Here is a 24,986-nt window from a genome sequence, read left to right as displayed (position 1 = left end):
TCTGTCTCCTGTGGTGAAACTCGAGCACTCCGGCTCATTGGGGGTGAAACTGTCTGACGGGAATCAGGCCTGCGAGGCCCGCGCCTTCATGAAGGCCTGCACGACGCGCCCGCTGTCCTTCCAGGTGCGCGCCTGGGTGCCGTAGTCGACGTGGACGATGCCGAAGCGGCGCTCGTACCCATACGCCCATTCGAAATTGTCGAGCAGCGACCAGATGAAATACCCGCGGATATCCACGCCGCTGCGTATCGCGTCGTCCACTGCCTGCAGGTGGCGGCTGATGAAACTGATGCGCGACGGGTCGGCGACGCGGCCGTCGACGACCTTGTCGTCCGAGGCCATGCCATTCTCGGTGATGTAGATCGGCGGCAGGTTCCTGTAGGTCGCATGGAAACCCTTCAGCAGGCGCGCCAGGCCCTGCGGATAAACCTCCCAGCCCATTTGCGTGCGCTCGACGCCGGGCATGTCGGTTTCGATGAAACCATGCCGCCCGTCGCTCTTCACCTGGGTGCGGAAGTAATAGTTGATGCCGAGGAAATCGAGCGGCGCGGCGATCGTCTGCAGGTCGCCCTCGAGCACCAGCGGCTCGGCGCCGGGCCACAGCCGCCACAGGTCGGCGGGATAGCGGCCCTTGAGCAGCGGGTCGAGGATCCAGTCGTTGTGCTGCACCTCGAACAGCCAGGCGGCGTCCTGGTCCTTCGGCGACGGCGTCTCGGCCACCGCGGCACCGACGTTGGCGACGATGCCGATCTTCGCGCCCGGGTCGTTGCGGCGCAGGATCGCCACCGCGGTGCCGTGCGCGAGCAGCAGGTGGTGCATCGCCTGCGTCGCGTAGCGCAGGTTCTGGCGGCCCGGCGCATGGCGGCCGACGGCGTAGCCCAGGAAGGCCGTGCACCACGGCTCGTTCAGCGTGGCCCAGGCCGTCACCAGCCCCTTGAACTCGCGGCTCACCAGGTCGGCGTACTCGGCGAAGTGGTACACCACCTCGCGGTTGGTCCAGCCGCCGCGGTCCTCGATCCACTGCGGCAGGTCCCAGTGGTACAGCGTCACGTAGGTCTGGATGCCCTTGGCCTTCAGCGCCTCCAGCAGGCGCTTGTAGAACGCCAGGCCCTTCGGGTTCGGCTGGTTCTTCGCGTCCATCACGCGCGGCCAGGCGATCGACAGGCGATACGCCTGCACGCCCAGTTCCTCGATGATTTCCAGGTCCTGCGGCCAGCGGTGGTAATGGTCGCAGGCAAACTCGCCGGTGTCCCCGTTCAATACCATGCCGGGGGTATTGGAATAGGTATCCCAGATCGACGGGATGCGCCCGTCTTCATGAATGGCGCCTTCGATCTGATAAGACGCCGTGGCGGTACCAAACAGAAAATCGGGCGACCAGAGCCTCGAATCCTTGGGAATCTCCAACTGCTCTGCACTGTACTTCGCCGAATTCGTACTCACTCCACACCTTTCTCGACTCGCTGCTTGACTTGACGGAACGTCCAGGCACTACAATGCCAACCCAATTGGAACCGGTTCCAAAGAGCGGAACGCATTTCAGCACCTCTGCGCGCATTCAACATTGGGGAAAACCCGGTCTCGGCCGCTCCCTATGATTCCCGGTTCGGTATGGGTTCTCTCCTGGGCGACGAATGGCAACCATCAAGGACGTGGCGCGGCTGGCGGGTGTGGGGGTGGGCACCGCATCGCGCRTGATCTCCGGCCGGGGCTCGGCCTCGCCGGCGGCGGTGGAGCGGGTGCAGGGCGCGGTGCGCCAGCTCGGCTTCCGGCCGTCGAGCCTCGCGCGGGCGCTGTCGTCGCGCACGCTCGGCATGATCGGCGTCTTCGTGCCCGATTTCAGCGGCCCGTTCTTCGGCCGCATCCTGCAGACCATGGATGCCGAGTTGCGCGAGTTCGACCGCCACATGGTGGCCGCCAACGGCTGCGGGCACGGCGATCGGCGCCAGCAGGCGCTGGACGGCACCGCGTTCCTGATCCAGCGCGAATGCGACGGCCTGATGCTGCAGAGCAATGAGCTGCTCGACGAGGACCTGCTTGCACTGCACCGCCTGCAGCCGCGCCTCGCGGTGCTGAACCGCCTGGTGCCGACGCTCGAGGCGCAGTGCTTCTCGGCCGACCACCATGTCGGCGGGCGGCTGGCCGCGCAAGCGCTGCTGAGCCGCGGGCACCGGCAGATCGCGGTGATCTCCGGGCCGAACTCCGCGCCCGACAACGAGGCGCGCATGGCCGGCTTCTACGAGGAGCTCGCCGCGCAGGGCATCGCGCGCGAGGCGGTGCCGCAGGTCGAGGGCGATTTCAGTTCCGAGAGCGGCTGGCGCGCGGCATCGCAGTTGCTGGAGCGGGGTGTGCCGTTCACCGGCTTGTTCGGCGCGAACGACGTGATGGCGATCGCGGCGATCTCGCGCCTGCAGCACGCGGGGCTGCGCGTGCCCGAGCAGGTGTCGGTGGTCGGCTATGACGATTCCGAGCCGGCCTCGTACAGCAACCCGCGGCTCACCTGCGTGCGCATCCCGATCCAGGACGTGGTGTCGAACGCGTCGCGCTATCTGTTGAACGAGTGCTACGGCAGCACGCTGCCCGTGACCCGCATCTTCGAGCCGACTTTCGTGTGGCGGGACTCGGTCGCGAAAGTTCCCTGAAATACATCACCCACTGAAGAGGGAAGCACATTGCGTCGGCGCGGCATGAGGTGCACGACAAAGTTTGGTCCTCGCATCGACGGTTTGTGTCAGATGCAAGTGATAGACGGTTCCACTTTGGGGTTCGGCGGCAGTGGCATGCGAACTGCAATCCGCGTTCCCCATGGGCGACCGCCTGCCTGCACCGATGAAAAAGCGAAAGTCTTCGATGAACGATCACCATGACCTCGACAGCCGGCTGCGCCGGCGCCTGCTCGGCGTGACGCTCGCGTCCGCGGCCACGGCGGCGCTGGCCGCTTGCGGCGGCAGCAGCGATTCGTCGCCGTCGCCGTCGCCCGTGGGTGGGACGCCGCCTGCTCCTGCCCCGGCCCCCGCCCCCGCACCGTCGCCCGCCCCGGCTCCGACCTCGAAAAGCTTCAAGCGCGGCATCGCCTATGACGTGGCCACCACGGCCGACCTGAACGCGCTCGTGCCGGGTGTGTCCTGGTGGTACAACTGGTCGCCCCGTCCGAAGCTGACGCCGCCCGCCGGCACCGACTTCGTGCCGATGCTGTGGAACTTCAGCTTCAACGACGCCGAGATCGAGACGCTGCTGAAGGCCAACCCGCAGTACAAGTACCTGCTGGTGCTGAACGAGCCGAACCTGGGAGGCCAGGCGACGATGTCGCCGGCCGATGCCGCGGCCGCCTGGCCGCGCCTCGAGGCGCTGGCGACCAAGACCGGCGTGAAGATCGTCGGCCCGCAGATCACCTGGGGCACGATGAACGGCTTCACGGATCCGGTCGCCTGGCTGGATGCCTTCTACACCGCCTACCGCAACGCCAACGGCGGGCGCGATCCGCGCATCGACATGCTGTCCTTCCACTGGTACGACTACGGCCTGGACAAGCAGCTCGACCGCCTGAAGAAATACGGCAAGACGTTCTGGGTCACCGAGTTCGCGAACTGGCACGAGGGCGATGGCCAGGCGGCGATCGACACCGTGGCCAAGCAGAAGACGCAGATGGCGGAAATGGTCGCGATGCTCGAAGCCCGCGCCGATGTCTACCGCTACGCGTGGTTCACCGGCCGCTGGGAGAATGACATCCACTTCAGCAGCCTGCTTGGGAAAGACGGTCAGCTGACCGAGCTCGGCCAGTACTACCTGTCGTTGCCACCCAATGCGTGACCCCGTCACCTTCGACCAGCTGAAGATCTTCATCGCCTGCGTCGAACGAGGTAGTTTTTCCGGTGCGGCGCGCAAGCTGCACCGCACCCAATCGGTGGTGAGCCAGGCGATCGCGCAGCTGGAGCGCCAGATCGGCGTGACGCTGTTCGACCGCAGCGGCCGGCTGCCGACGCTGACCGACGAAGGCCGCGCGCTGCTGGCCGATGCGCGCATCGTCGCGCGCGGCGTCGACGGCTTCAAGGCGCGCGCCAAGAGCCTGGCCGACGGGCTTGAGGCGGAGCTGTCGGTCGCGATGGATGCGCTGTTCCCGATGGAATGGCTGACGCAGGCGGTCGATGCGTTCCGCCACGAGTTCCCCGGCACGCCGTTGCGGCTGCATGTGGATGCGATGGGTGCGATCCTGCAGCCGGTGCTCGACGGGCAATGCCGCATCGCGGTGATCGGCAGCCTCCCCGACGTGCCCGACACGCTCGAATCGCAACCGCTGCTCGACGTGGCGGCCGTCACGGTGGTGGCGCCGACGCACCCGCTGGCGTCGCACGACGGGCCGATCCCGCGCGCGGTGATCGAGCAGCATGTGCAGCTGGTGCTGACCGACCGCTCGCGCATGACCGACGGGCGCGACTACGGCGTCGTCTCGCCGATCACCTGGCGGCTGGCGGACCTGAGCACCAAGCATGCGTTCCTGCGCGCCGGCTTCGGCTGGGGCCACATGCCGCGCCCGCAGGTCGAGGCCGACCTGGCCCAGGGCAGCCTGGTGAGGCTGGAGGTGGAGGGCCTGCCGCTCACGCCGCCGTCGTTCGCGATGCGCTCGGTGCACCGCAAGGATGCGCCGCCGGGGCCGGCCGCGCGCTGGTTCCTCGACTGGCTGAAGCAGGCCGAGGCAGACCGGGCCTAGGTCAGCCGCTCCAGGACGCGCGCCATCGTGAACGCCGTCTTGAGCTGCTTCAACGCGCTGGTGTAGGCGGTGCTGCCCGGCGCGCCGGCGGATGCTTCGGCTTGCTCGAATGCCTTCGTGAAGGAGAGCTCCAGCGCCCCGGGGTCCCGCGGCAGGTTGGAGTGCACTTCCTCCCGCAATGCCTGCCAGCCCGGCCCCTTTCCCTCGGCCGCTGTCGCGAGCCGAATCATGAGTCCGGTCTGGGCGCCGAAGTCGACCAGGCCTCCGGTGGCCGTCTGGGCGCCCCGCCGGAGCGTCTCGAACTTCGGCGACGACCTGGAATTGCCGGTAACTGCCGTCGTGGCCTGGGCCGGCGGGGTGACGCTCGAAGGCTGGGTTCCGATCTTGAGGCTCATGGCGGTGGTTCTGTGAGGCTGTGACGAAGAGGCTTGGGACGGCGGCTGGTTCCGACTGAGTGGGCGGCGCGGCCGGATTGATTCCAAGACGGACGTACCGGCCGCATCGACGACAGGCCGGCACGGTGACGAGGCCGGTTCCTATAATCGCCCCTCGCCCCCCGAGCCACCCACGGCGCCGTAACCGATGACTCCCGACTTCAAGCCCACCGAGATCGAACGCGACGCCCAGGCCGCGTGGACCGCTGCCGATGCCTACCGCGTGACGGAAGACGCCAGCAAGCAGAAGTTCTACGCCTGCTCGATGCTGCCGTACCCGAGCGGCAAGCTGCACATGGGCCATGTGCGCAACTACACGATCAACGACATGCTGACTCGCCAGCTGCGCATGAAGGGCATGAACGTCCTGATGCCGATGGGCTGGGATGCCTTCGGCCTGCCGGCCGAGAACGCGGCGATCAAGAACAAGGTGCCGCCGGCGAAGTGGACCTACGACAACATCGCCTACATGAAGCGGCAGATGCAGGCGATGGGCCTGGCGATCGACTGGAGCCGCGAGATCGCGACCTGCTCGCCGGCCTACTACCGCTGGAACCAGTGGCTGTTCCTGAAGATGCTGAAGGCCGGCATCGCCGAGCGCCGCACCCAGGTCGTCAACTGGGACCCGATCGACCAGACCGTGCTGGCCAACGAGCAGGTGATCGACGGCAAGGGCTGGCGCTCGGGCGCGGTGATCGAGAAGCGCGAGATCCCCGGCTACTACCTGAACATCACGAAGTACGCCGGCGAGCTGCTCGACTACGTGCAGGAGCAGCTGCCCGGCTGGCCCGAGCGCGTCAAGCTGATGCAGGAGAACTGGATCGGCCGCAGCGAGGGCGTGCGCTTCGCCTTCCCGCACCGCATCGCCGCAGCCGACGGCCAGCCGATCGGCGGCGGCCGGCTGTACGTCTTCACGACGCGCGCTGACACCATCATGGGCGTGACCTTCTGCGCGGTCGCACCCGAGCACCCGCTGGCCGCGCACGCCGCGGCGTCGAACCCGGCCGTCGCTGCGTTCATCGAAGAGACCAAGGCCGGCGGCACGACCGAGGCCGAGCTCGCGACGCAAGAGAAGAAGGGCGTGCCCACCGGCCTGGTCGTGCAGCACCCGATCACCGGCGAGGACGTGCCGGTGTGGGTCGGCAACTACGTGCTGATGAGCTACGGCGACGGCGCCGTGATGGGCGTGCCGGCGCACGACGAGCGCGATTTCGCGTTCGCGAAGAAATACGACCTGGGCATCCTGCAGGTCATCACGATCGACGGCGAGCACTTCAGCTACGACCACTGGCAGGAGTGGTACGGCGACAAGCAGCGCGGCATCACGATCAATTCCGACAACTTCAGCGGGCTCGACCACGCGAAGGCGGTCGATGCGGTGGCCGCGGCGCTGGCCCACAAGGGGCTGGGCGAGAAGAAGACGACCTGGCGCCTGCGCGACTGGGGCGTCAGCCGCCAGCGCTACTGGGGCACGCCGATCCCGATCATCCACTGCGATGAGCACGGCGCGGTGCCGGTGCCCGAGAAGGACCTGCCGGTCGTGCTGCCCGAAGACGTGGTGCCCGACGGCAGCGGCAACCCGCTGAACAAGCGTGCCGACTTCCTGAACGTCGCGTGCCCGGTGTGCGGCAAGCCCGCGCGCCGCGAGACCGACACGATGGACACCTTCGTCGACAGCTCGTGGTACTTCATGCGGTATTGCGATGCGTCGAACGACAAGGCGATGGTCGGTGCCGGCACGCAGTACTGGATGCCGATGGACCAGTACATCGGCGGCATCGAGCACGCGATCCTGCACCTGCTGTACGCGCGCTTCTGGACCAAGGTGATGCGCGACCTGCACCTGGTGAAGGTCGACGAGCCGTTCACGAAGCTGCTGACGCAGGGCATGGTGCTGAACGAGGCCTTCTCGCTGACCCACGAGGGTGCCGGCAAGGACTACTTCTGGGCGCACGATCTCGAGATCGAGCGCGACGACCATGCCCACGTGCTGTCGGCGGTGCACAAGGAGAGCGGCAAGCCGGTGGTGTACGAAGGCTGGACGACGATRTCCAAGTCGAAGAACAACGGCGTCGATCCGCAGGACCTGATCGAGAAGTTCGGCGCCGACACCGCGCGGCTGTTCGTGATGTTCGCGTCGCCGCCGGAGCAGACGCTCGAATGGAACGACCAGGGCGTCGAGGGCGCGAACCGCTTCCTGCGCCGCGTGTGGGCCTTCGCCGCGAAGTACGCCGACGTGCTCATCGGCGGCGGCGAGATCTCGGGCGCCGTCCCGAAGGAAGCGCAGGCGCTGCGCCGCGAGGTGCATACGCAGCTGCGCCAGATCAGCTACGACTACGAGCGCATGCAGTACAACACCGTCGCCTCCGGTGCGATGAAGCTGCTGAAGGCGCTCGAGGGCTTCACCGGGAATGCGCCGGCGGTCGTGCGCGAGAGCTTCGGCATCCTGCTGCGTGCGCTGTACCCGGCCTGCCCGCACATCACCTGGACGCTGTGGACCGACCTCGGCTACGCCAAGGGCCTGGGCGACCTGCTCGACGCACCGTGGCCGCAGGTCGACGAGGCCGCGCTGAAGCAGGACGAGATCGAGCTGGTGCTGCAGGTCAACGGCAAGACGCGGGGCGCGATCACGGTGGCGGCCACCGCCGACAAGGCCGCGATCGAGGCGGCGGCGGTCGCGAGCCCGGATTTCGTCAAGTTCTCGGAAGGCAAGCCGCCGAAGAAGGTGATCGTGGTGCCGGGCCGGCTCGTCAACGTCGTCGTCTGAGCGTGCCCATGCAACGACGCATGCTCGTGCTGTCTGTCGCCGCGGCGCTGGCCGGCTGCGGCTTCGAGCTGCGCCGCGCGCCGGAGCTGCACTTCAAGGCCATCCAGCTGAGCGGTTTCAAGCCGCAGTCGCCGCTGGCCGGCGACCTGCGCCGTGCGCTGCAGTCGGTCAACGCGACCCGCGTCGTCGAGGCGGCGTCGCTGGCCGAGGTGGTGCTCGAGTCGCTGAACGACGTGCGCGAGAAGGGCGTCGTCTCGTCCGGCACGGCCGGCCAGGTGCTCGAAGTGCAGCTGCGCTCGCGCTTCAGCTTCCGGCTGCGCACGCCGATGGGCAAGGAGCTGATCCCGGCCAGCGAGATCCTGTTGACGCGCGACATGACCTACAACGAGAGCATCGCGCTCGCGAAGGAGCATGAAGAGACGCTGCTGTACCGCGCGATGGAAACCGACATCGCCTCGCAGGTGCTGCGCCGGCTGGCGTCGGTCCAGTCCCTCTGATCCRTTCCCCCTGATCCGTTTCACCGAACACTGTCCCCGCCGATGCAGCTGCGAGCTGACCAACTCCCCACCCACCTGCGCCAGGGCCTGAAGCGGATCTACACGATCCACGGCGACGAACCCTTGCTCGCGCAGGAGGCCGCCGACCAGATCCGCGCCGCCGCGCGCGCGGCCGGCCACACCGAGCGCCAGGTGCACACCGTCAGCGGTGCGCACTTCGACTGGAGCAGCCTGCTCGGTGCGTCGCAGGCGCTGAGCCTGTTCGCCGACAAGCAGCTGATCGACATCCGCATCCCGTCCGGCAAACCCGGCAAGGACGGCTCGCAGGCGCTGCAGCGCTACTGCGAGACGCTGTCGGACGACGTGGTCACGCTGGTGCAGTGCCCCAAGCTCGACCGCACGCAGCAGGCCAGCGCCTGGTTCGTCGCGCTCGATGCGGCCGGTGTCACGCTGCGCGTCGACCCGATCGAGCGGCGCGCGCTGCCGGCCTGGATCGCGCAGCGGCTCGCGGGCCAGGGCCAGAAGGTGCAGGACGGCGAGGCCGGGCAGCAGACGCTGGCGTTCTTCGCCGACCGGGTCGAGGGCAACCTGATGGCGGCGCACCAGGAGGTGCAGAAGCTCGGGCTGCTGTACCCGCAGGGCGAACTGAGCTTCGAGCAGATCGAGTCGGCGGTGTTGAACGTGGCCCGCTACGACGTGTTCAAGCTCGGCGAGGCGGTGCTGGCCGGGCAGGTCGGGCGCGCGCTGCGCATGCTCGACGGGCTGGAGGCCGAGGGCGAGGCCGCGGTGCTGGTGCACTGGACGCTGGCCAACGACATCCTCGCGCTGCGCCGCGTGAAGGACGCGCTGAACGCCGGCAAGCCGCTGGCGCTTGCGCTGCGCGATGCGCGCGTCTGGGGTGCGAAGGAGCGGCTGTTCGAGCGCGCCGCGCCGCTGCTGGGCGACGACGGCCTGTCGCAGCTGGTCGAGGCGGCGCAGGTCTGCGATGGCCTGGTCAAGGGGCTCAAGCACCCCGATTGGCCGTTCGAACCGTGGCAGGGTCTGCGCCGGCTGGTGCTGATGGTGATGCAGCAGGTCACGCAGCAGGCGGCACCGGCACCCGGCACGGTGCGCGGCGGGCCGGCTTCGAAGGTGTCGCTGGTGCTGCGCGCCTGAATGCGTAGCCCGGATGCCAATCCGGGAGGTGTCGGACAAACCCCGGATTGGCATCCGGGCTACGAGGTCAGTAGCCGCGTTGCCGATCGACCAGGTGCTGCAGCGGCTGACCCGCGCGCAGCGCGCGGATGTTCGCCGCCACCACCTGCGCCGCGCTGCGCGGATCGGTCTGGGCCGCCACATGCGGCAACACCGTCACCTTCGGGTGCTGCCAGAACGGATGCGCCGCCGGCAGCGGTTCGGTCGCGAAAACATCGAGCACGGCATGGGCCAACTGCCCGCCATCGAGCGCCGCCAGCAGGTCGGCCTCGACCACCTGCGCCCCGCGCGCCAGGTTCACGAAGCTCGCGCCGCGGCGCATCTGCGCGAACCGCGCGCGGTCGAAGAAGCCAGCCGTCGCCGGCGTCAGCGGCAGCAGGCTGATCACGATGTCGGCGTCGGCCAGCACCGCATCGGCCGGCCCATGCTTCGTGCTCCAGCCGCTGACCGCAAAGCCCTGCTGCGCAAGCCGGGCGGCCACCGCCTGCCCCATCTGCCCCAGGCCCAGCACCGCGACCCGTGTCTCGTCCGCGCGCCGCTGCGCATGCTGGCGCCACACGCCGGCGCGCTGTTGCGCCGCGTAGCCGAAGAAGCCGCGTTGCAGCGCGAGGGCGGCCCACAGCGCGGTCTCGGCCATCGCGGCGTTCATCGCCGGATCGACCATGCGGGCGAGCGGCACGCCGGCCGGTAGCGTCGGGTCGCGCAGCAGCTTGTCGACGCCGGCCCACAGCGACTGCACCAGCTTCAGTTGCGGCAGGCCTTGCAATGCACCGGCCGGCGGGTTCGCGACGATCGCGATGTCGATGTCGTCGCGGGCATGACGATCGGTCATGACGGTCAGCGTCTCGCCGGACAGTGCCGCCTGCAACGCCGGCAGCCAGGCAGCCCATTCCGCCGCATCGAAATCCGCCGCCAGCAGGATGCTCACGACGCGGCCTGCAGCAGGCGCATCAGCGCCTGCGACACCGTCTGCCCGCGCACCGCGCCGCGGTCGCCGGCGAACAGCAGGCGCTCGGCCTGCGTCGCGCCGTCGCGCAGCGCCCAGGCCAGCCACACCGTGCCGACCGGCTTGCCCGGCACCGCGCCGCCCGGGCCGGCGATGCCGGTCACCGCGACCGCGAAACGCGCCGGCGAGTGCACCAGCGCGCCCTCGGCCATCGCCCGCGCGACCTCCTCGCTGACCGCGCCGTGCTGTGCGATCAACGCCGCCGGCACGCCCAGCATCTGCGTCTTGGCTTCGTTGCTGTAGGTCACGAAGCCGCGTTCGAACCAGTCGCTCGAACCGGCCACCGAGGTGCAGGCCGCCGCGATCAGGCCGCCGGTGCAGGATTCGGCTGCAGCGATCGAGCCGCCGCGTTGCCGCAGCACGCGCGCCAGCGCCAGCACCGCCGGTTCGAACTCGTTCACAGGAACCTCCACAGCGCGATCACCAGCAGCGCGCACAGCGCGGCCACGAAGTCGTCGAACAGGATGCCGAAACCCTGCGCCCAGCCGATCGCCTGGCCGCGGCGCAGCTTGAAGCGGGCATCGGCCCAGGCCACCGGGCCGGGCTTCACCGCATCGAAGAAGCGGAACAGGCCGAAGGCCACCGCCTGGGCCAGCAGCCCCGCCGGCATCACGAGCCACAGCACGGCCCAGAACGCGAGCACCTCGTCCCAGACGATGCTGCCCGGGTCGGCGACGCCCAGGTTGCGCGCGGTCACCGTGCAGGCCCACCAGCCGACCAGCGTGCCGACAACCAGCACCAGCAGCCACTGCAGGTCGCCGAGGTGCGGCTGCATGATGACGAAGGCGAGCCAGGCCCACAACGTGCCGACCGTGCCGGGCGCGACCGGCGACAGCCCGCTGCCGAAGCCGAGCGCGATGACGTGCGCCGGGTGGCGGAACATGAAGCCGAGCGTCGCGCGCTGCGGGGCAGGGCGCAGCGGCGGCAGCGGTGGTACCGATGGCAGAGGGGGCGGTGTCGGCTCGGCGCTCATGGCTTGAAATGGTCGAAGGCCGCGAAACGCTGGTCGACCGCCGCGCCGTCGCCGTCCACCAGGCGAAGGCCCGAGGYGGCCGGCCCGATGAGGCCGATGCGCGTCACCGCGACGCCGGCCGATTGGGCGGCGGCCCGCACGGCCGCGGCCTGCGACGGCGGCGCGGTGAAGACCAGCTCGTAGTCGTCGCCGCCGGCCAGCGTGCAGTTGCGCTGCAGCGCCAGCGGCTGCGCGGCCAGCACCGCACTGCGCGGCAATGCATCGACCTGCAGCGTCGCGCCGGCATTCGATCGCTTCAGGATGTGGGCCAGGTCGCCGAGCAGGCCGTCGGAGACATCGATCGCGCTCGTCGCGATGCCGCGCAGCGCGCTGCCGAGCGCGACGCGCGGCGTCGGCCGCTCCATCGCGGTGCGCACGTGCTCGAAGGCATCGCCCGCCAGCGCGATGCTGCCGCGGAACACCTCGAGCGCGAGCCGCGCGTCGCCCAGCGTGCCGCTGACCCAGATCTCGTCGCCGTCGCGCGCGCCCGAGCGCAGCAGCGCCTGCCCGGGCGGCACCTCGCCGAACACCGTGATGCACAGGTTCAGCGGGCCTTGCGTCGTGTCGCCGCCGACCAGCTCGCAGCCGTGTTCATCGGCCAGGGCCAGCAGGCCGCGCGAGAAGCCGTCGAGGAAGGAGGGGTCGACGCGCGGCAGCGCCAGCGCCAGCGTGAACGCGAGCGGCTGCGCGCCGCAGGCCGCCAGGTCGCTCAGGTTGACGGCCAGCGCCTTGTGGCCGAGCCGCTCGGGTGCCACCGTCGACAGGAAATGCCGCCCCTCGACCAGCATGTCGCTGGAGGTCGCGAGCTGCATGCCCGGCGTGATGTTCAGCAGCGCGCAGTCGTCGCCGACGCCGAGCGCCGCGCGCCGCGCCGGGCGCGTGAACCAGCGCGCGATCAGGTCGAATTCGCCGAGTCCGGACATCACTTGCCGATGTTGATCAGCGGCGCCGTCTGCATGTTCGCCGGGATCACGACCGTGGTCGTGCCGCCCTTCTCGGCGAACTTCTGCAGCGCGAGGTTCGACTCGTGCTGCAGGTACTCGCGCGTCAGGCTCTGGTTGATGATCTGGTTGGCGCGTGCGATGCCCTCGGCCTTCTTGACCTCGACCTGCGCCTCGGCCTCGGCGATCGCGATGCGCTGCTTCGTCGTCTCGAGCTGCTTCTGCGCGGCGACCGAATCCTGGATCGCCTTCTCGATCGCCGGGTCGGTGGTGAGCGAGCGGATCACGACGCGCGTGACCTGGAGCACGCCCTTGTCGTTCGCGTCGAGCTCGGCCTGCAGCGACTTGCGCACCGCCAGCGCCAGCTCCTCGCGCTGCGTGTGCATCACCAGGCTGTCGATGTGCGAGGCCTGCTGGTAGATCGCGTTGCGCGCCAGGCGTTGCAGCAGCGCATAGGCCGGCAGGTAGACGCGGCTGCCCTCGTCGCGGGTGTGCTGGCCGGCGTACTTCACGTACAGGTCGGCGATCGAGCCGGGCATGACGCGGTAGTACACGGTCACGTCGAGGTCGCGCAGCGTCAGGTTGTCGCGCGCCTTCGGCGTCAGGTCGTTCAGGTCGAGGCCGATCTCCTTGGCCGAGAACTCCTGCACCCGGCTGATGCCCGGCAGGCCCAGGTAGATGCCGGGCTCGACCTCCTCGGCACTGACCTTGCCGAGCGTGGTGCGGATGCCGACGTTGCCCGATTCCACCGTGCCGCAACTGCTGAAGCCTGCCACCACCAGCAGCACGACCGCCACGGCCGCGACCGCGCGGACCAGTCCTTGAATGCTCATCGTCGAATCCCTCCTGCCGGCATTATGTTTCGCGCATCCGGTTGGCCAGCTCCACCGCGGACTTCACGTCCATCTTCTCGAACACCCGCGCGCGGTGCACCTCGACCGTGCGCACGCTGATGTTCAGCTCGTCGGCGATCAGCTTGTTGGGCCGGCCGTCGATCACGCGCTCCATCACCTCGCGCTCGCGCTCGGTCAGCTCGGCCAGGTGCTGCTCGAGCGCGACGCGGTCGCGCCGGCGCAGGATGGCCTGCGTGCTCTGCGCCAGCGCCTGCTCGACGCGGTCGACCAGCGCGTTGTCCGAGAACGGCTTCTCGACGAAATCGAACGCACCGCGCTTGACGGCGGCCACCGCGGTCGGCACGTCGCCGTGCCCGGTCAGGAAGATCACCGGCAGCGCCTGCAGCAGGTGGCGCTCGGCCAGCCGCTCGAACAGAGCGAGCCCGCTGGTGCCGGGCATCCGCACGTCCAGCACCAGGCAGCTCGGCGAAGTGGGCCAGCCGGCGGCCGTGGCCGCGGCCAGGCGCGGCGTGAGCATGGTCTCGAAGGCCTCGGCGCTCGCGAAGCCCTCGGACAGCAGCCGCCGCGAGCGCAGCAGCCAGGCGAGCGCCTCGCGCACGACATCCTCGTCGTCGACCAGGTAGACCATCGGCAGGCCGAGGTGGGCGGGCGTGGCGCCCGTTGCGGTGGGGGTGTGGGGGGTACTGCTGGTCATGGGTTCGCGTTCCTGCTGTCGGCGGGCAGCGTGAACCTGAATTCTGCGCCGATCACGCGCTGCGCCGCGTCGAGGCGGTTCTCGAACACCAGCAGGCCGCCGTGCTGCTCGATCACCGTGCGGCACAGGCTCAAGCCGAGCCCCATGCCCTCGGGGCGAGTCGTGAAGAACGGCGTGAACAGCCGCGCGGCCACGTCGTCGGCGACGCCGGTGCCGCGGTCGACGATGCCGAACGCCACCCAGCGGGCATCGACCGGGCGCACGTGGATGGTCAGCTCGCGCTCGGCCGCCGGGGTGTGCGATTCCATCGCCTGGATCGCGTTGCGCGTCAGGTTCAGCAGCACCTGCTCGAGCATCGTGCGGTCGCAGACCACGCGCGGCATCGGCTTCGGCAGGTCGAGCTCGATGCGCGTGCCGCTCTTGCGCGCCTGCAGCCGCACCAGCGGCAGCACCGCGTCGATCAGCAGGTCGGCGCGCACCGGCTCGCGCGCCTGCTCGCGCCGGCGCACGAAGTCGTGCACGCTCTTGATCACGCGGCCGGCCCGCTCGGCCTGCTCGGCGATGCGCTGCGAGGCCTGGCGCAGCAGCGGCACCGTCTCGGCGCAGTCGCCGTCGGCGTCGTTCATCAGGTTCAGCGAGCCGGCCGCATAGCTCGCGATCGCGGCCAGCGGCTGGTTCAGCTCGTGGCTCAGCAGCGAGGCCATCTCGCCGACGGTGGCCAGCCGCGCCGTCGCCTGCAGCCGCTCCTGCTGCTGGCGCGAGACCTCCTCGATCTTGCGTTGCGCGCTCACGTCGAGCGCCGCGCTCATCCAGCCGGCGTGGCGGCCGGCGCCGTCGACCAGCGGTGCCTCGAAGATCATCACCGCGAAGCGCTCGCCGTTGCGGCGCATGAAGACCGTCTCGTAGCCCTCGCGCGGCGGCACCGTGCCGGCCAGGCGCACCTGCTGGCGCTTGGTGTACTCCGAGGTCAGCTCGGGCGGCCAGTAGGGCGGCGTCATCTGCCCGACCAGCTCGCTCGCGCTGAAGCCCACCATCTCGCAGAACGCCGGGTTCACGTAGGTGATGCGCCCGTGCGGGTCGCGCGCCCGCAAGCCGGTGACCAGCGAATCCTCCATCGCCTTGCGGAAGCTCAGCGCCTCGGCGAGCGCCGCCTCGGCGCCGGCGCGCTTGCGCACGTCGCGCGCCAGCAGCACCACCACGCCGCCGAGCGCGAACGACAGCCCCAGCACCAGCGCGGTGCTGAGGTTCGGGATCAGCTGCGGCCGGCCGGCGCTGCTGTCCACGCGCAGCTGCAGGCTCAGGCCCGGCAGGTCGACCAGCCGCTCGGCGATGAAGGCGCCGGCGCCGCGCGGCAGCCCGACGCGCGCCAGGCGCGTGCCGTCGCCCTCGACGAACGAGAGCTCGTGCACCCGCTTCACCTCGCTGCCCACCGTCTCCTCGAGCAGGCGGCCGAGCGCGAAGGTGCCGGCCATGTAGCCCAGGTGCTGGCCACTGCCGGGGATCGGGATGCAGACATCCATCACCTCCAGCCCCAGCCCGCCGGGCAGCGGCACGAAGTAGCTGCGCGAGTACGACGGACTGCCCTGGCGGCGCGCGGTGGTGCAGGCAAGCTCGGTCTCGAGGTCGATGTCGTCGCGGCGGATCTGCGTGAAGGCCGAGCCGTGCAGCGGCGAATCGATCGATTCGGTGATCTCCAGCTGCAGGTCGCGCCGCTCGATGCGCAGCAGCTCCCGGTGCGTGCGCAGCAGCACCGCCGCGTCCTGGCGCCATTGCTCGATCGACGGGTTGTTCCACAGCAGCGCCTGCAGGCTCTGCAGGTCGCGGCCGAGTGCCTGCTTGATGTCGCCGGCCGCCGCGCTGGCGGTGGCATCGACCTGCTCCTGCGCCCGGCTGCTCTCGTAGCCGAGCGTCAGCCACACCAGCAGCGACTGGGCGATCAGCAGCAGCGCCACCAGCGTCGCCCACAGCAGCACGCGCCGCCAGCGCCGCGGCGGCGGGGGAACGGAAGCGGAAGGCGGTGGGGGCAGGGGCGGAAGCATCGCTCGGGTGCGGGGACCACCTTGCAGTATTGCGAATGGGCGGGCCGCCGAGGTACGCAGTTTCGCGCATGGGGGCCGGCGGCGGTCTGCGCAACACTCTGCTTCCCTCGCCCTCCTACAATGGCTCCCCCTTTCGAGGTCCCACGAGATCACGCCATGGCCCAATCAGACAACAAGCATGCGGAACTGCGCCGTGCGGCGCTGGAGTATCACGAGTTCCCGGTGCCCGGCAAGATCGCCATCGCCGCCACCAAGCAGCTGATCAACCAGCGCGACCTGGCCCTCGCGTACTCGCCCGGCGTCGCCGCCGCCTGCGAAGAGATCGTGGCCGACCCGGCCAATGCGTTCCGGTACACCGCGCGCGGCAACCTGGTCGCCGTCGTCACCAACGGCACCGCGGTGCTCGGCCTCGGCGACATCGGCCCGCTGGCCTCGAAACCGGTGATGGAGGGCAAGGGCGTCCTGTTCAAGAAGTTCGCCGGCATCGACGTGTTCGACATCGAGCTCGCCGAGCGCGACCTTGACAAGCTGGTCGACATCATCGCCGCGCTCGAGCCCACCTTCGGCGGCATCAACCTCGAGGACATCAAGGCCCCCGACTGCTTCTACGTCGAGCGCAAGCTGCGCGAGCGCATGCACATCCCGGTGTTCCACGACGACCAGCACGGCACCGCGATCACGGTCGGCGCGGCCGTGCTGAACGCGCTGAAGGTGGTTGGCAAGGACATCGACAAGGTCAAGCTCGTCACGTCCGGTGCCGGCGCCGCGGCGCTCGCCTGCCTGGGGCTGCTGGTCAAGCTGGGCGTGCCGCGCGAGAACATCTGGGTCACCGACCTGGCCGGCGTCGTCTACGAAGGCCGCACCGAGCTGATGGACGAGGACAAGATCCAGTTCGCCCAGAAGACCTCGCACCGCAAGCTGGCCCAGGTGATGGACGGCGCCGACATCTTCCTCGGCCTGTCGGCCGGCGGYGTGCTGAAGAAGGAGATGGTCGCGACGATGGCGGCCAAGCCGATCATCCTGGCGCTGGCCAACCCGACGCCGGAGATCCTGCCGGAAGAGGTGAAGGAAGTGCGCTCCGACGCGATCATCGCGACCGGCCGCACCGATTACCCGAACCAGGTCAACAACGTCCTGTGCTTCCCGTACATCTTCCGCGGCGCGCTCGACAGCGGCGCGACCACGATCACGATCGAGATGGAGATCGCCGCGGTGCACGCGATCGCCGAGCTGGCCCAGGCCGAGCAGAGCGAGGTGGTGGCCGCGGCCTATGCCGGCGCGACGCTGAGCTTCGGGCCGGAGTACCTGATCCCGAAGCCGTTCGACCCGCGGCTGATGATGAAGATCGCGCCGGCCGTCGCGCAGGCGGCGGTCGACTCCGGCGTCGCCTCGCGCCCGATCAAGGACATGGACGCCTACCGCGAGAAGCTGCAGAGCTTCGTCTATGCCTCGGGCACGACGATGAAGCCGATCTTCACGCTCGCCAAGTGCGCCAAGCACAAGCGCGTGGCCTTCGCCGAAGGCGAGGAAGAGCGCGTGCTGCGTGCGGTGCAGGTGGTGGTCGACGAGAACCTGGCGCGCCCGACGCTGATCGGCCGGCCGGAGGTCATCGCGCAGCGCATCGAGAAGTTCGGCCTGCGGCTGAAGGCCGGCACCGACTACGACCTGGTCAACACCGAGCACGACGAGCGCTACCGCGACTACTGGCAGACCTACCACCGCATGATGGCGCGCAAGGGCGTGACCGCGCAGCTTGCCAAGATCGAGATGCGCCGCCGCCTGACGCTGATCGGCGCGATGCTGCTGCACAAGGGCGAGGTCGACGGCATGCTGTGCGGCACCTGGGGCAACACCGCGATGCACCTGCAGTACATCGACCAGGTGATCGGCCTGCGCAAGGGCACCAAGACGTACGCCTGCATGAACGGGCTGATCCTGCCGAACCGGCAGGTGATGCTGGTCGACACCCACGTCAACTACGATCCGACCGCGGAGCAGCTGGCCGAGATCACCGTGATGGCCGCCGAGGAGCTGAAACGCTTCGGCCTGCGCCCGAAGGCGGCGCTGCTGTCGCACAGCAACTTCGGCTCGAGCAACCAGCCGTCGGCGGTGAAGATGCGCGACGCGCTGGCGCTGCTGCACGAGCAGGCGCCGTGGCTCGAGGTCGACGGCGAGATGCACGGCGACGCCGCGCTCGATGCCGCCTACCGCGCCGAGCTGATGCCGACCAGCACGCTGTCGGGCGAGGCGAACCTGCTGGTGCTGCCGAACATCGACGCCGCCAACATCAGCTACAACCTGCTGAAGACGGCGGCCGGCGGCGGCATCGCGATCGGGCCGGTGCTGCTCGGGGCGGCCAAGCCGGTGCACATCCTGACGCCGTCGGCCACCGTGCGCCGCATCGTCAACATGACCGCGCTGACCGTCGCCGACGCCAACGCGGCGCGCTGATCTGACAAAAACGGCGGCCGGCCGCGCACCAAGCACAGCTTGGTGCGTGCGCCAAAAATGCCCGGGGGTCCWGCACGGGCATGTGACACCCCTGTCATCGACCCGAATGCGCTGTTTTCTTGCCGCAATGCTGTCTGAATGTGCCGACCCATATGGCCTCAGGCGAATGCGAGCATTCACTGATTTTTGAACTCTCCTGCCCCAAATTGAGGCAGCACCTTGAGCTTTGCAGCCCGATTCGGTACCATCCCGGTTTCCGAATTCAGGGATAACCCCGTGTCTCTCTCCGGTGCGCTGGCCGGTTCATTGCTGAGTTGTGCAAGTCGATTCGATGGCCGAGCCCGATGGGGCCGCGCGGCGATCGCGGCGGCTGTCATGGCGGCCAGTGTCGTCTCGGTGGCTGCCAAGGAAGCACCGGCACCAGCAGTCGAGATGGCAACGGTGGCCCTGGCGGCACTGCCGGCCGAGGCCCAGGCGACAGAGCGGCTGATTCGAACGGGAGGCCCATTTCCGTATCCCAAGGATGGCAGCGTGTTCGGTAACCGCGAACGCCAGCTACCGTCACAGCGCCGCGGCTACTACCGCGAGTACACCGTGACAACCCCGGGGGCCAGGAACCGCGCGGCAAAGCGCATCGTCTGCGGTGGCTACCAGGTCACGACGCCGCAGGCCTGTTACTACACCGACGACCACTACGCGAGTTTTCGCCGCATCGTGAAGTGAGGATCAGTTGATGGATTCTTTTGAACCAAGGAGGAACGAGACCATGCTCTTGCAGACCGTCCGTCCAAACATCGTCCAGTCGATACGCGCCTACCGTGTCGAGGATTTGCAGGAGGCCGCGCAAAGCGTGGGCCAGCACTTCCTCTACGCCAACCTGACGAACGCCCAGTCCAAGCAGGACGTGCTGGACAGCATCGCCGAATCCTTCCTGTTCCCGTCGCATTTCGGCAAGAACCTGGATGCGCTGTACGACTGCATGACCGACCTGGTGCACAAGTCGGGCGCGCAACCCGGCTTCGTCGTGGTGCTGGAGCAGTTGCCCGACAACCCGCGCTTCGACCGCGAGGCCCGCGAGCAGTTGCTCGATGTCTTCCGCGATGCGGCCGACTTCTGGGCGGAACGAAAAATACCGTTCAGGTGCTTCTATTCTTTTCAGTAGCCCGCTCCCAGGAACAAGGGTCATGGGAGCGGGCGACGGAAACGGCCCAGATTGCAGAGAACAAGCCCGCCAAGCCGGCGGCCAAGAGCGCAGCCAATGCGAACTTCGGGATGAACATGCCGATGATGAGCAGCGCCTTCGACACCTCGATGTGGCTGAACGCGGCCTGAACGATCGAACCTCTGTCAAGCCCGCTTCGGCGGGCTTTTTCTTGGGCGCGATGCGCGGGCACAATGCGCCGCACACAACAGCATCCATGACGACAGGGAGGAACCATGGCATTCAGTCTTGGCGCGCGAGCGTGTCTCGCGGCAGCATTGGCATCGGGGTTGGTCGCGGCTGCGGCGGCGCAAGAGAACACGGGAGCCACCGAGGCGCCGTCGACCGCCGGGCCGCAATCCGGGTGGTACGTGTCCGGCGGTGCCGGCCTCAGCCACTACCAGGTGCCGGGCGGGCAGGACAAGCGGCATGACACGCTGACCGGTCACGGGGGCAAGCTGATGCTGGGTTATCAATTCCGGCGCTCGATACGGCTGGAGGCGGGCGCCGTGTCGCTGGGCTCCGACTGGCATACCGACCCCGCCATCGCGGTGGTCGGCGCCTTGCATCTCGGCGACCACATCGCACTGCTCGGCCGCCTCGGGGCCTACCACCGGCGCACGGCCCGCACCGACACGTTCCTCGTCCGCTCCGAGGACAAGGAAGGTACCGAGGCCACGTTCGGGATTGGCATCGAGTGGTATCTGCAACCCCGGTTGTCGGCCCTGCTGGAGGTCGAGTCCTTCGAATCGTTTCACTTTTTCGAATCCGATCGAGGTGCCGACATGGCGACCCTGTCGCTGCGCTACCGCTTCTGAACCGCCTGCACCAGCGCCAGGTAGTCCGCCACCGGCACTTCCTCGGCGCGGCGCTGCACGTCGAAGGCACCTGAGAAGCCGCGCTCGTCGAGCCAGCGGCCCAGCGTGTGGCGCAGCAGCTTGCGGCGCTGCGAGAAGGCCACCATCACCAGTTCGCCCAGCAAGGCCTGCGGCACGCCGGTGGCATCGGGCAGCGGCTGCATGCGCACCACCGCCGAATCCACCCGCGGCGGCGGGTCGAACGCCTCGGGCGGCACGTCGAGCACCGACTCGATGTCATAGCGCCACTGCAGCATCACCGTCAGCCGGCCGTAATCCTTGTTGCCGGGCGATGCGGCCATGCGGTCGACCACTTCCTTCTGCAGCATGAAGTGCTGGTCCTGCACCTGGCCGACCGCGTCGAGCAGGTGGAAGAGGATGGGCGTCGAGATGTTGTACGGCAGGTTGCCGACGACGCGCAGCTTCTGGCCGGCCTGTTCTGCGAGCGCAGGGAAGTCGACCTTCAACACGTCCGATTCGACGACGTTCAACTCGGGCCGCTTGCGCAACCGCACGGCCAGGTCGCGGTCGAGCTCGATGACGGTCAGGCGCTCGCAGCGCGCGACCAGCGGGTCGGTCATCGCGCCCAGCCCCGGGCCGATCTCGACGACCGCCTCGCCCGGGCGCGGGTTGATCGCATCGACGATCGCGCCGATGACCGAGTGATCGGTCAGGAAATGCTGCCCGAACCGCTTGCGAGGAAGATGCTTCATGGAGCCCCTCGCCGAACGAGTACGTTCAGCGATCCCCCGAGGGGATGCCGGCCGGCTTGGGAGCGGCCCGGCGCTCGGCCGGCCGCACCGCAAATCACTGCGGCGCCTCGCGCATCTCGATGTAGGCCCGCGCCCGCAGGTCGCGCGCCCATTCGTTGTACGCCTCTTCGAACTTCTGCTCGCGCAGGATGTTGCGGGCCTGCTCGCGCTGCTGCCGCAGGTCGAGCGTCATCTTGCGGCGCTCGACCACCTGGATCAGGTGCACGCCGAAGCGCGACACCACCGGATCCGACAGCCCGTTGATCGGCAGTGCGTTCATCGCCTCCTCGAACTCGGGGACGAAGCCGCCCGGCGACACCCAGCCGAGGTCGCCGCCCTGCGACGCGCTGCCATCTTCGGAGTTGTCGCGCGCCAGCTGGTCGAAGTTGCGCGAGCCGCTCTGGATCTGCCGCTTCATCTCCTGCAGGCGCCGCACCGCGGCCTCCTGGGACAGCTGCGCCGACGGCCGCAGCAGGATGTGGCGGGCGCGCGTCTGCGTCACCGAGAACGCGCCGCCCTCGCGCTTGTCGAGCAGCTTCATCACGTGGAAGCCGGCGCCGGAGCGCAGCAGCGTCGGCGCGATCTCGCCCGGCTWCAGGCCGCGCACCGCCTCGACGAAGATGTCGGGCAGCCGGTCGGCCGGGCGCATGCCGATCTCGCCGCCGCGCGCCTTGTTGCCGTCCTCGGAGACTTCCTTCGCGACCACGTCGAACGGGGCGCTGCTGCGCACCCGGTTCAGCGCCGCCTCGGCCTTGGTGCGGCGCTCGGCGACCAGGCTCTCGCTCGCGCCCTCGGGCACGGTGACCAGGATCTGCGCGATGTTGTATTCGGTCGCGCTGCCGGCCGCGGCGCGCTGCTTGTCGAGCACCGCGTCGATCTCGGCGTCGGTGATCGTGATGCGGGCCTGCACCTCGCGCTCGCGCACCCGCTCGACCAGCAGCTGGTCGCGCACGTTGTTGCGAAAGCGCGCGTAGTCGATGCCTTCCTTCTTGAGCCGCTCGCGCAGCTGGGCCGGCGTCAGTTGGTTCTGCGCCGCGACGTTGGCGACCGCGCGCTCGAGCTCCATGTCGTCGACGCGCTGCCCGACATCGCGCGCGTTCGTGATCTGCACGCGCTCGTCGATCAGCGCATCGACCACCTGGCGGCGCAGGTCGTCGTCCGGCGGCAGCTTGGACTTGCTGCGCTGGGCTTCCTCGCGCAGGCGGTCGATGCGCTGCTGCACCTCGCCGGCGGTGACCAGTTCCTGGTTGACGATCGCGACGATGTAGTCGGCGGTCTGCGAGCGCGTGGAGGGGCGCGGCGCGGGTGCTGCGGTCTGGGCCTGCACGGCGGCCGCCGCGACGGTCGCGGACAGCAGCGACATCAGCGCGCGGGAAGCAAGGCGTTGGAATGCAATCATGGTGTCGTGGGGCTGGCAGCGGGCGCGGCGGGATCGTCGCGCARCATGCGGTAACCGGGGATATTGTCCTTCAAGACCTTCAGCGGGTTGGTCCCGAGGCGCGACAGGCCGATCAGCTCGAGCTCGAAGCCGAGCTGCGTGGTCGCTTCCTGCGAGCTGGTCGACAGCCGCTTCGCGATCACGCGGCCGATCCAGCAGCCGGCGTCGTACTCGAAGCCCACCACCGAATCGGTGAGCCGCCGCTCGGACACGTTGTAGCTCATGCGCCCGACGCTGTACCAGGCGCCGGTGCAGCGCCCGCCGCGGTCGCTGCTCTGGCCGGGGCGGCCGTACAGCGGCCACTGCCAGCCCACCTCGAACTGCTCGCTCGGCAGGCCGGTCACGCTGTCGTTGCGGTTGAAGCGGTAGTTGGTGTTGATCGTGCGGTACGGTCCCGGCGCGTAGCGCACGCCGAGGATCGAGCGCACCGTCTGGTGCTGCTCGGGGCTGTACTGCACGGCCGCGTCGAAGCGCCAGTGCTTCAGCAGGCCGGACGAGCCGGTCAGCAGCAGGTCCGACACGCTCTGCGAGATCGGCTGCTTGTCGGGCGTGATCCGCTGGTCCTCGAACAGGTAGCGCTGGGCGAGGCCCAGGCGCAGCAGCTCGGAGCCGTCGCCCGAGTCGAGCATGCGGGTGGTGACGCCGGCGGTCAGCTGGTGCGCGTCAGACACCCGGTCGACGCCCGAGAAGCTGTTCTCGGTGTAGATCGAGTCGAAGTTGAAATCCTTCTCGGCCGAATCGAAGTTCGGCAGGTCGTTCTGCTCGCGGTACGGCGTCTTCGTGTAGAAGAGCCGCGGCTCCATGGTCTGGCGCGCCGGGCGGCCGAACAGCTGCGTGTCGCGCTCCAGCACCCAGGCGCTGTCCAGGCTGAAGGTCGGGATCACGCGGTGGAAGCGGTCGCGGCCGTCGGCCATCGGGGCGTCGAGCCGGTAGCTGGCGGCATTCACCAGCACCTTCGGCGTCAGCGTCCAGCCGGGCGTGCCGAACGGCCAGGCGAGCGAGCCCAGCAGGTGCAGCCGCGAGCCGACGGGTCGCGGGTTCGCCGCGGTGTCGTCGGGCGCCACGCCGAGGCGGTGGCCGTCCGGGTTCACGAAACGGTTGGCCTCGGCCTCCATGCCGAACTCGAGGCCGCCGACGAGCGGCTGCCAGGTGCGCACGCCGAGCTGCGGCAGCCGGTCGTAGGGGGTCGCGAGCGGGCTGTCGGCATCCTGCAGCACCTGCCAGCGCTCGACGCGGGCGTAGGTGGTCCACAGGCCGAAGTCGCTCGCCACCTGCGCGTCGCCGAGCAGCAGCCGCGGCGTCAGGCTGTTGATGCCGCGCGGCAGGTCTTTCCAGTAGTCGTCGTCGCTGACGCGCATCACGTTGGTCCGGTAGCGCGTGTTGCCGAGCAGCACGCCCTCCTGCTCCAGGTTGAATGCGCTGCGGGTGATGCCGGCCTGCCGGTCGTTGGGCAGCAGGTTCAGGTCGACGCGCCCTTCGTGGCCCGGCTCGAGGTAGCGGAACTCGGTGTCGAGCCCGGCACCGCGCTTCGAGATGATGGCCGGCGTCAGCGTCGCATCGCGGTTCGGCGCGATGTTCCAGTAGTACGGCACGGCCACCTGCAGGCCGCTCTTGTTGTCGATGTCGATGCTCGGCGGCAGCCAGCCGGACTTGCGGTCGTCGCTCAGCGGGAAGCTCAGCACCGGGGCCGCGAGGATCGGCACGCCGTAGAAGCGCAGCACCGCCCCCTGTGCGATGCCTTCGTTGTTCGCGAAATCGAGCCTCACGCGGTCGGTCGACAGGATCCACGCCGGCGTGCTGCCGTCGATGTCGTCGACGCGGCAGCTGGTGTAGGTGGCGCCGGTCGCGACGGTCAGCTGCTCGCCGAGGAAGTCGAGCCGCTCGGCATGGCCGCCGGCCTGGGTGCGCGAGAAGAAATAGGTCGGCTTCAGGAAGAAGCCTTCGAAGCGCTCGACCTTCAGTTGCAGCTCCGGACCGGTGTAGACGTTGCCGTCGCGGCTGACGCGCACCTTGCCGGTGGCATGGGCCAGGTCGTTCGCCTGCTCGTAGGTCATGCGGTCGGCGCTGATCTGCATCGAGCCGCGCTGGAAGCGGGCGTTGCCTTCGGCGATGACGTCCTGGTCGGGGCGGGCGCGGACCTC

23 protein-coding genes are annotated in these 24,986 nt (G+C 69.1%); 10 read left to right on the top strand and 13 right to left on the bottom strand.

Annotated elements, in window-relative coordinates:
* Nucleotides 1–63: 63 nt before the first annotated feature.
* Complete coding sequence (locus AC1D01_RS00750; RefSeq protein ID WP_477864205.1) at nucleotides 64–1,443, bottom strand: GH1 family beta-glucosidase; 1,380 nt, start codon at nucleotides 1,441–1,443, stop codon at nucleotides 64–66.
* A gap of 191 nt (nucleotides 1,444–1,634) precedes the next feature.
* Here AC1D01_RS00750 and AC1D01_RS00745 point away from each other — a divergent pair, with 191 nt between their 5' ends.
* The 3 genes from AC1D01_RS00745 (at nucleotide 1,635) to AC1D01_RS00735 (ending at nucleotide 4,708) form a co-directional block, all read left to right on the top strand.
* Entirely contained in the window at nucleotides 1,635–2,642 is a 1,008-nt protein-coding gene (locus AC1D01_RS00745; protein ID WP_477864204.1) for a LacI family DNA-binding transcriptional regulator, read from the top strand.
* 208 nt (nucleotides 2,643–2,850) lie between these two features.
* Nucleotides 2,851–3,810 (top strand): glycoside hydrolase family protein, encoded by a 960-nt coding sequence (locus AC1D01_RS00740; RefSeq protein ID WP_477864203.1) that lies wholly within the window; start codon nucleotides 2,851–2,853, stop codon nucleotides 3,808–3,810.
* On the top strand, nucleotides 3,803–4,708 hold the full coding sequence (locus tag AC1D01_RS00735) for a LysR family transcriptional regulator (protein WP_477864202.1): 906 nt from the start codon (nucleotides 3,803–3,805) through the stop codon (nucleotides 4,706–4,708). The genes AC1D01_RS00740 and AC1D01_RS00735 overlap by 8 nt, the downstream gene beginning before the upstream one ends.
* Here the strand turns inward: AC1D01_RS00735 and AC1D01_RS00730 are convergent.
* Nucleotides 4,705–5,103 carry a hypothetical protein gene (locus AC1D01_RS00730; protein WP_477864201.1) on the bottom strand — a complete coding sequence of 133 codons (399 nt, stop codon included), beginning with the start codon at nucleotides 5,101–5,103 and terminating at the stop codon, nucleotides 4,705–4,707. The genes AC1D01_RS00735 and AC1D01_RS00730 overlap by 4 nt on opposite strands.
* Before the next feature lie 187 nt (nucleotides 5,104–5,290).
* On the opposite strand from AC1D01_RS00730, the gene leuS reads away from it, so the two are divergent.
* From leuS to holA, 3 genes are read left to right on the top strand one after another with little or no spacing between them, the layout of a single operon-like run.
* A complete protein-coding gene (gene leuS, locus AC1D01_RS00725; RefSeq protein WP_477864200.1) occupies nucleotides 5,291–7,909 on the top strand; it encodes a leucine--tRNA ligase in 2,619 nt (872 codons plus the stop codon).
* Between the two features lie 8 nt (nucleotides 7,910–7,917).
* Nucleotides 7,918–8,406 carry an LPS-assembly lipoprotein LptE gene (locus AC1D01_RS00720; RefSeq protein ID WP_477864199.1) on the top strand — a complete coding sequence of 163 codons (489 nt, stop codon included), beginning with the start codon at nucleotides 7,918–7,920 and terminating at the stop codon, nucleotides 8,404–8,406.
* A 42-nt stretch (nucleotides 8,407–8,448) separates the two neighbouring features.
* Nucleotides 8,449–9,561, top strand: a complete 1,113-nt coding sequence (gene holA / locus AC1D01_RS00715; protein WP_477864198.1) for a DNA polymerase III subunit delta — start codon at nucleotides 8,449–8,451, stop codon at nucleotides 9,559–9,561.
* A gap of 67 nt (nucleotides 9,562–9,628) precedes the next feature.
* On the opposite strand, the gene AC1D01_RS00710 is transcribed toward holA, so the two are convergent.
* The 7 genes from AC1D01_RS00710 to AC1D01_RS00680 form a co-directional block, all read right to left on the bottom strand.
* On the bottom strand, nucleotides 9,629–10,528 hold the full coding sequence (locus AC1D01_RS00710) for a 2-hydroxyacid dehydrogenase (protein ID WP_477864197.1): 900 nt from the start codon (nucleotides 10,526–10,528) through the stop codon (nucleotides 9,629–9,631).
* Nucleotides 10,525–11,007, bottom strand: coding sequence for a CinA family protein (locus tag AC1D01_RS00705; protein ID WP_477864196.1), 483 nt, complete (start codon nucleotides 11,005–11,007; stop codon nucleotides 10,525–10,527). Before AC1D01_RS00705 ends, AC1D01_RS00710 begins: the two co-directional genes overlap by 4 nt.
* Nucleotides 11,004–11,579, bottom strand: a complete 576-nt coding sequence (locus tag AC1D01_RS00700) for a phosphatidylglycerophosphatase A family protein (protein ID WP_477864195.1) — start codon at nucleotides 11,577–11,579, stop codon at nucleotides 11,004–11,006. Before AC1D01_RS00700 ends, AC1D01_RS00705 begins: the two co-directional genes overlap by 4 nt.
* Nucleotides 11,576–12,541, bottom strand: a complete 966-nt coding sequence (gene thiL, locus AC1D01_RS00695) for a thiamine-phosphate kinase (RefSeq protein ID WP_477864194.1) — start codon at nucleotides 12,539–12,541, stop codon at nucleotides 11,576–11,578. The genes AC1D01_RS00700 and thiL overlap by 4 nt, the downstream gene beginning before the upstream one ends.
* Nucleotides 12,541–13,392, bottom strand: a complete 852-nt coding sequence (locus AC1D01_RS00690; protein ID WP_477864193.1) for an SPFH domain-containing protein — start codon at nucleotides 13,390–13,392, stop codon at nucleotides 12,541–12,543. Before AC1D01_RS00690 ends, thiL begins: the two co-directional genes overlap by 1 nt.
* A gap of 22 nt (nucleotides 13,393–13,414) precedes the next feature.
* The gene (locus AC1D01_RS00685) at nucleotides 13,415–14,041 is read right to left on the bottom strand and encodes a response regulator transcription factor (RefSeq protein WP_465111628.1); all 627 of its coding nucleotides are present in this window, start codon (nucleotides 14,039–14,041) and stop codon (nucleotides 13,415–13,417) included.
* A gap of 62 nt (nucleotides 14,042–14,103) precedes the next feature.
* The gene (locus AC1D01_RS00680; RefSeq protein ID WP_477864192.1) at nucleotides 14,104–16,146 is read right to left on the bottom strand and encodes a PAS domain S-box protein; all 2,043 of its coding nucleotides are present in this window, start codon (nucleotides 16,144–16,146) and stop codon (nucleotides 14,104–14,106) included.
* Between the two features lie 156 nt (nucleotides 16,147–16,302).
* Here AC1D01_RS00680 and AC1D01_RS00675 point away from each other — a divergent pair, with 156 nt between their 5' ends.
* The 3 genes from AC1D01_RS00675 to AC1D01_RS00665 all read left to right on the top strand — a co-directional run bounded on the left by AC1D01_RS00675 (nucleotide 16,303) and on the right by AC1D01_RS00665 (nucleotide 19,759).
* Nucleotides 16,303–18,597 carry an NADP-dependent malic enzyme gene (locus AC1D01_RS00675; RefSeq protein WP_477864191.1) on the top strand — a complete coding sequence of 765 codons (2,295 nt, stop codon included), beginning with the start codon at nucleotides 16,303–16,305 and terminating at the stop codon, nucleotides 18,595–18,597.
* Nucleotides 18,598–18,972: 375 nt separating this feature from the next.
* Nucleotides 18,973–19,320: a guanyl-specific ribonuclease gene (locus tag AC1D01_RS00670; protein WP_477864211.1), complete on the top strand. Its 348-nt coding sequence runs from the start codon at nucleotides 18,973–18,975 to the stop codon at nucleotides 19,318–19,320.
* A 43-nt stretch (nucleotides 19,321–19,363) separates the two neighbouring features.
* Nucleotides 19,364–19,759 carry a barstar family protein gene (locus AC1D01_RS00665; RefSeq protein ID WP_047501403.1) on the top strand — a complete coding sequence of 132 codons (396 nt, stop codon included), beginning with the start codon at nucleotides 19,364–19,366 and terminating at the stop codon, nucleotides 19,757–19,759.
* On the opposite strand, the gene AC1D01_RS00660 is transcribed toward AC1D01_RS00665, so the two are convergent.
* On the bottom strand, nucleotides 19,734–20,003 hold the full coding sequence (locus AC1D01_RS00660) for a hypothetical protein (RefSeq protein WP_477864190.1): 270 nt from the start codon (nucleotides 20,001–20,003) through the stop codon (nucleotides 19,734–19,736). The genes AC1D01_RS00665 and AC1D01_RS00660 overlap by 26 nt on opposite strands.
* 31 nt (nucleotides 20,004–20,034) lie before the next feature.
* Between AC1D01_RS00660 and AC1D01_RS00655 the strand changes: the two genes are divergently transcribed.
* A complete protein-coding gene (locus tag AC1D01_RS00655) occupies nucleotides 20,035–20,616 on the top strand; it encodes an outer membrane beta-barrel protein (RefSeq protein ID WP_477864189.1) in 582 nt (193 codons plus the stop codon).
* Here AC1D01_RS00655 and rsmA read toward each other — a convergent pair.
* The 3 genes from rsmA to AC1D01_RS00640 all read right to left on the bottom strand — a co-directional run.
* Nucleotides 20,604–21,368, bottom strand: coding sequence for a 16S rRNA (adenine(1518)-N(6)/adenine(1519)-N(6))-dimethyltransferase RsmA (gene rsmA, locus AC1D01_RS00650; protein WP_477864188.1), 765 nt, complete (start codon nucleotides 21,366–21,368; stop codon nucleotides 20,604–20,606). The genes AC1D01_RS00655 and rsmA overlap by 13 nt on opposite strands.
* Nucleotides 21,369–21,462: 94 nt before the next feature.
* Nucleotides 21,463–22,806 carry a peptidylprolyl isomerase gene (locus tag AC1D01_RS00645; RefSeq protein ID WP_477864187.1) on the bottom strand — a complete coding sequence of 448 codons (1,344 nt, stop codon included), beginning with the start codon at nucleotides 22,804–22,806 and terminating at the stop codon, nucleotides 21,463–21,465.
* The coding region (locus AC1D01_RS00640) for an LPS-assembly protein LptD (RefSeq protein WP_477864186.1) at nucleotides 22,803–24,986 on the bottom strand (2,184 nt) is incomplete at its 5' end. The genes AC1D01_RS00645 and AC1D01_RS00640, both read right to left, overlap by 4 nt.

Source organism: Rhizobacter sp. P3_B12 (assembly GCF_056402895.1).
The sequence above is the reverse complement of the archived record's forward strand: the minus strand, read 5'-3'. Positions and strand labels throughout refer to the sequence as shown.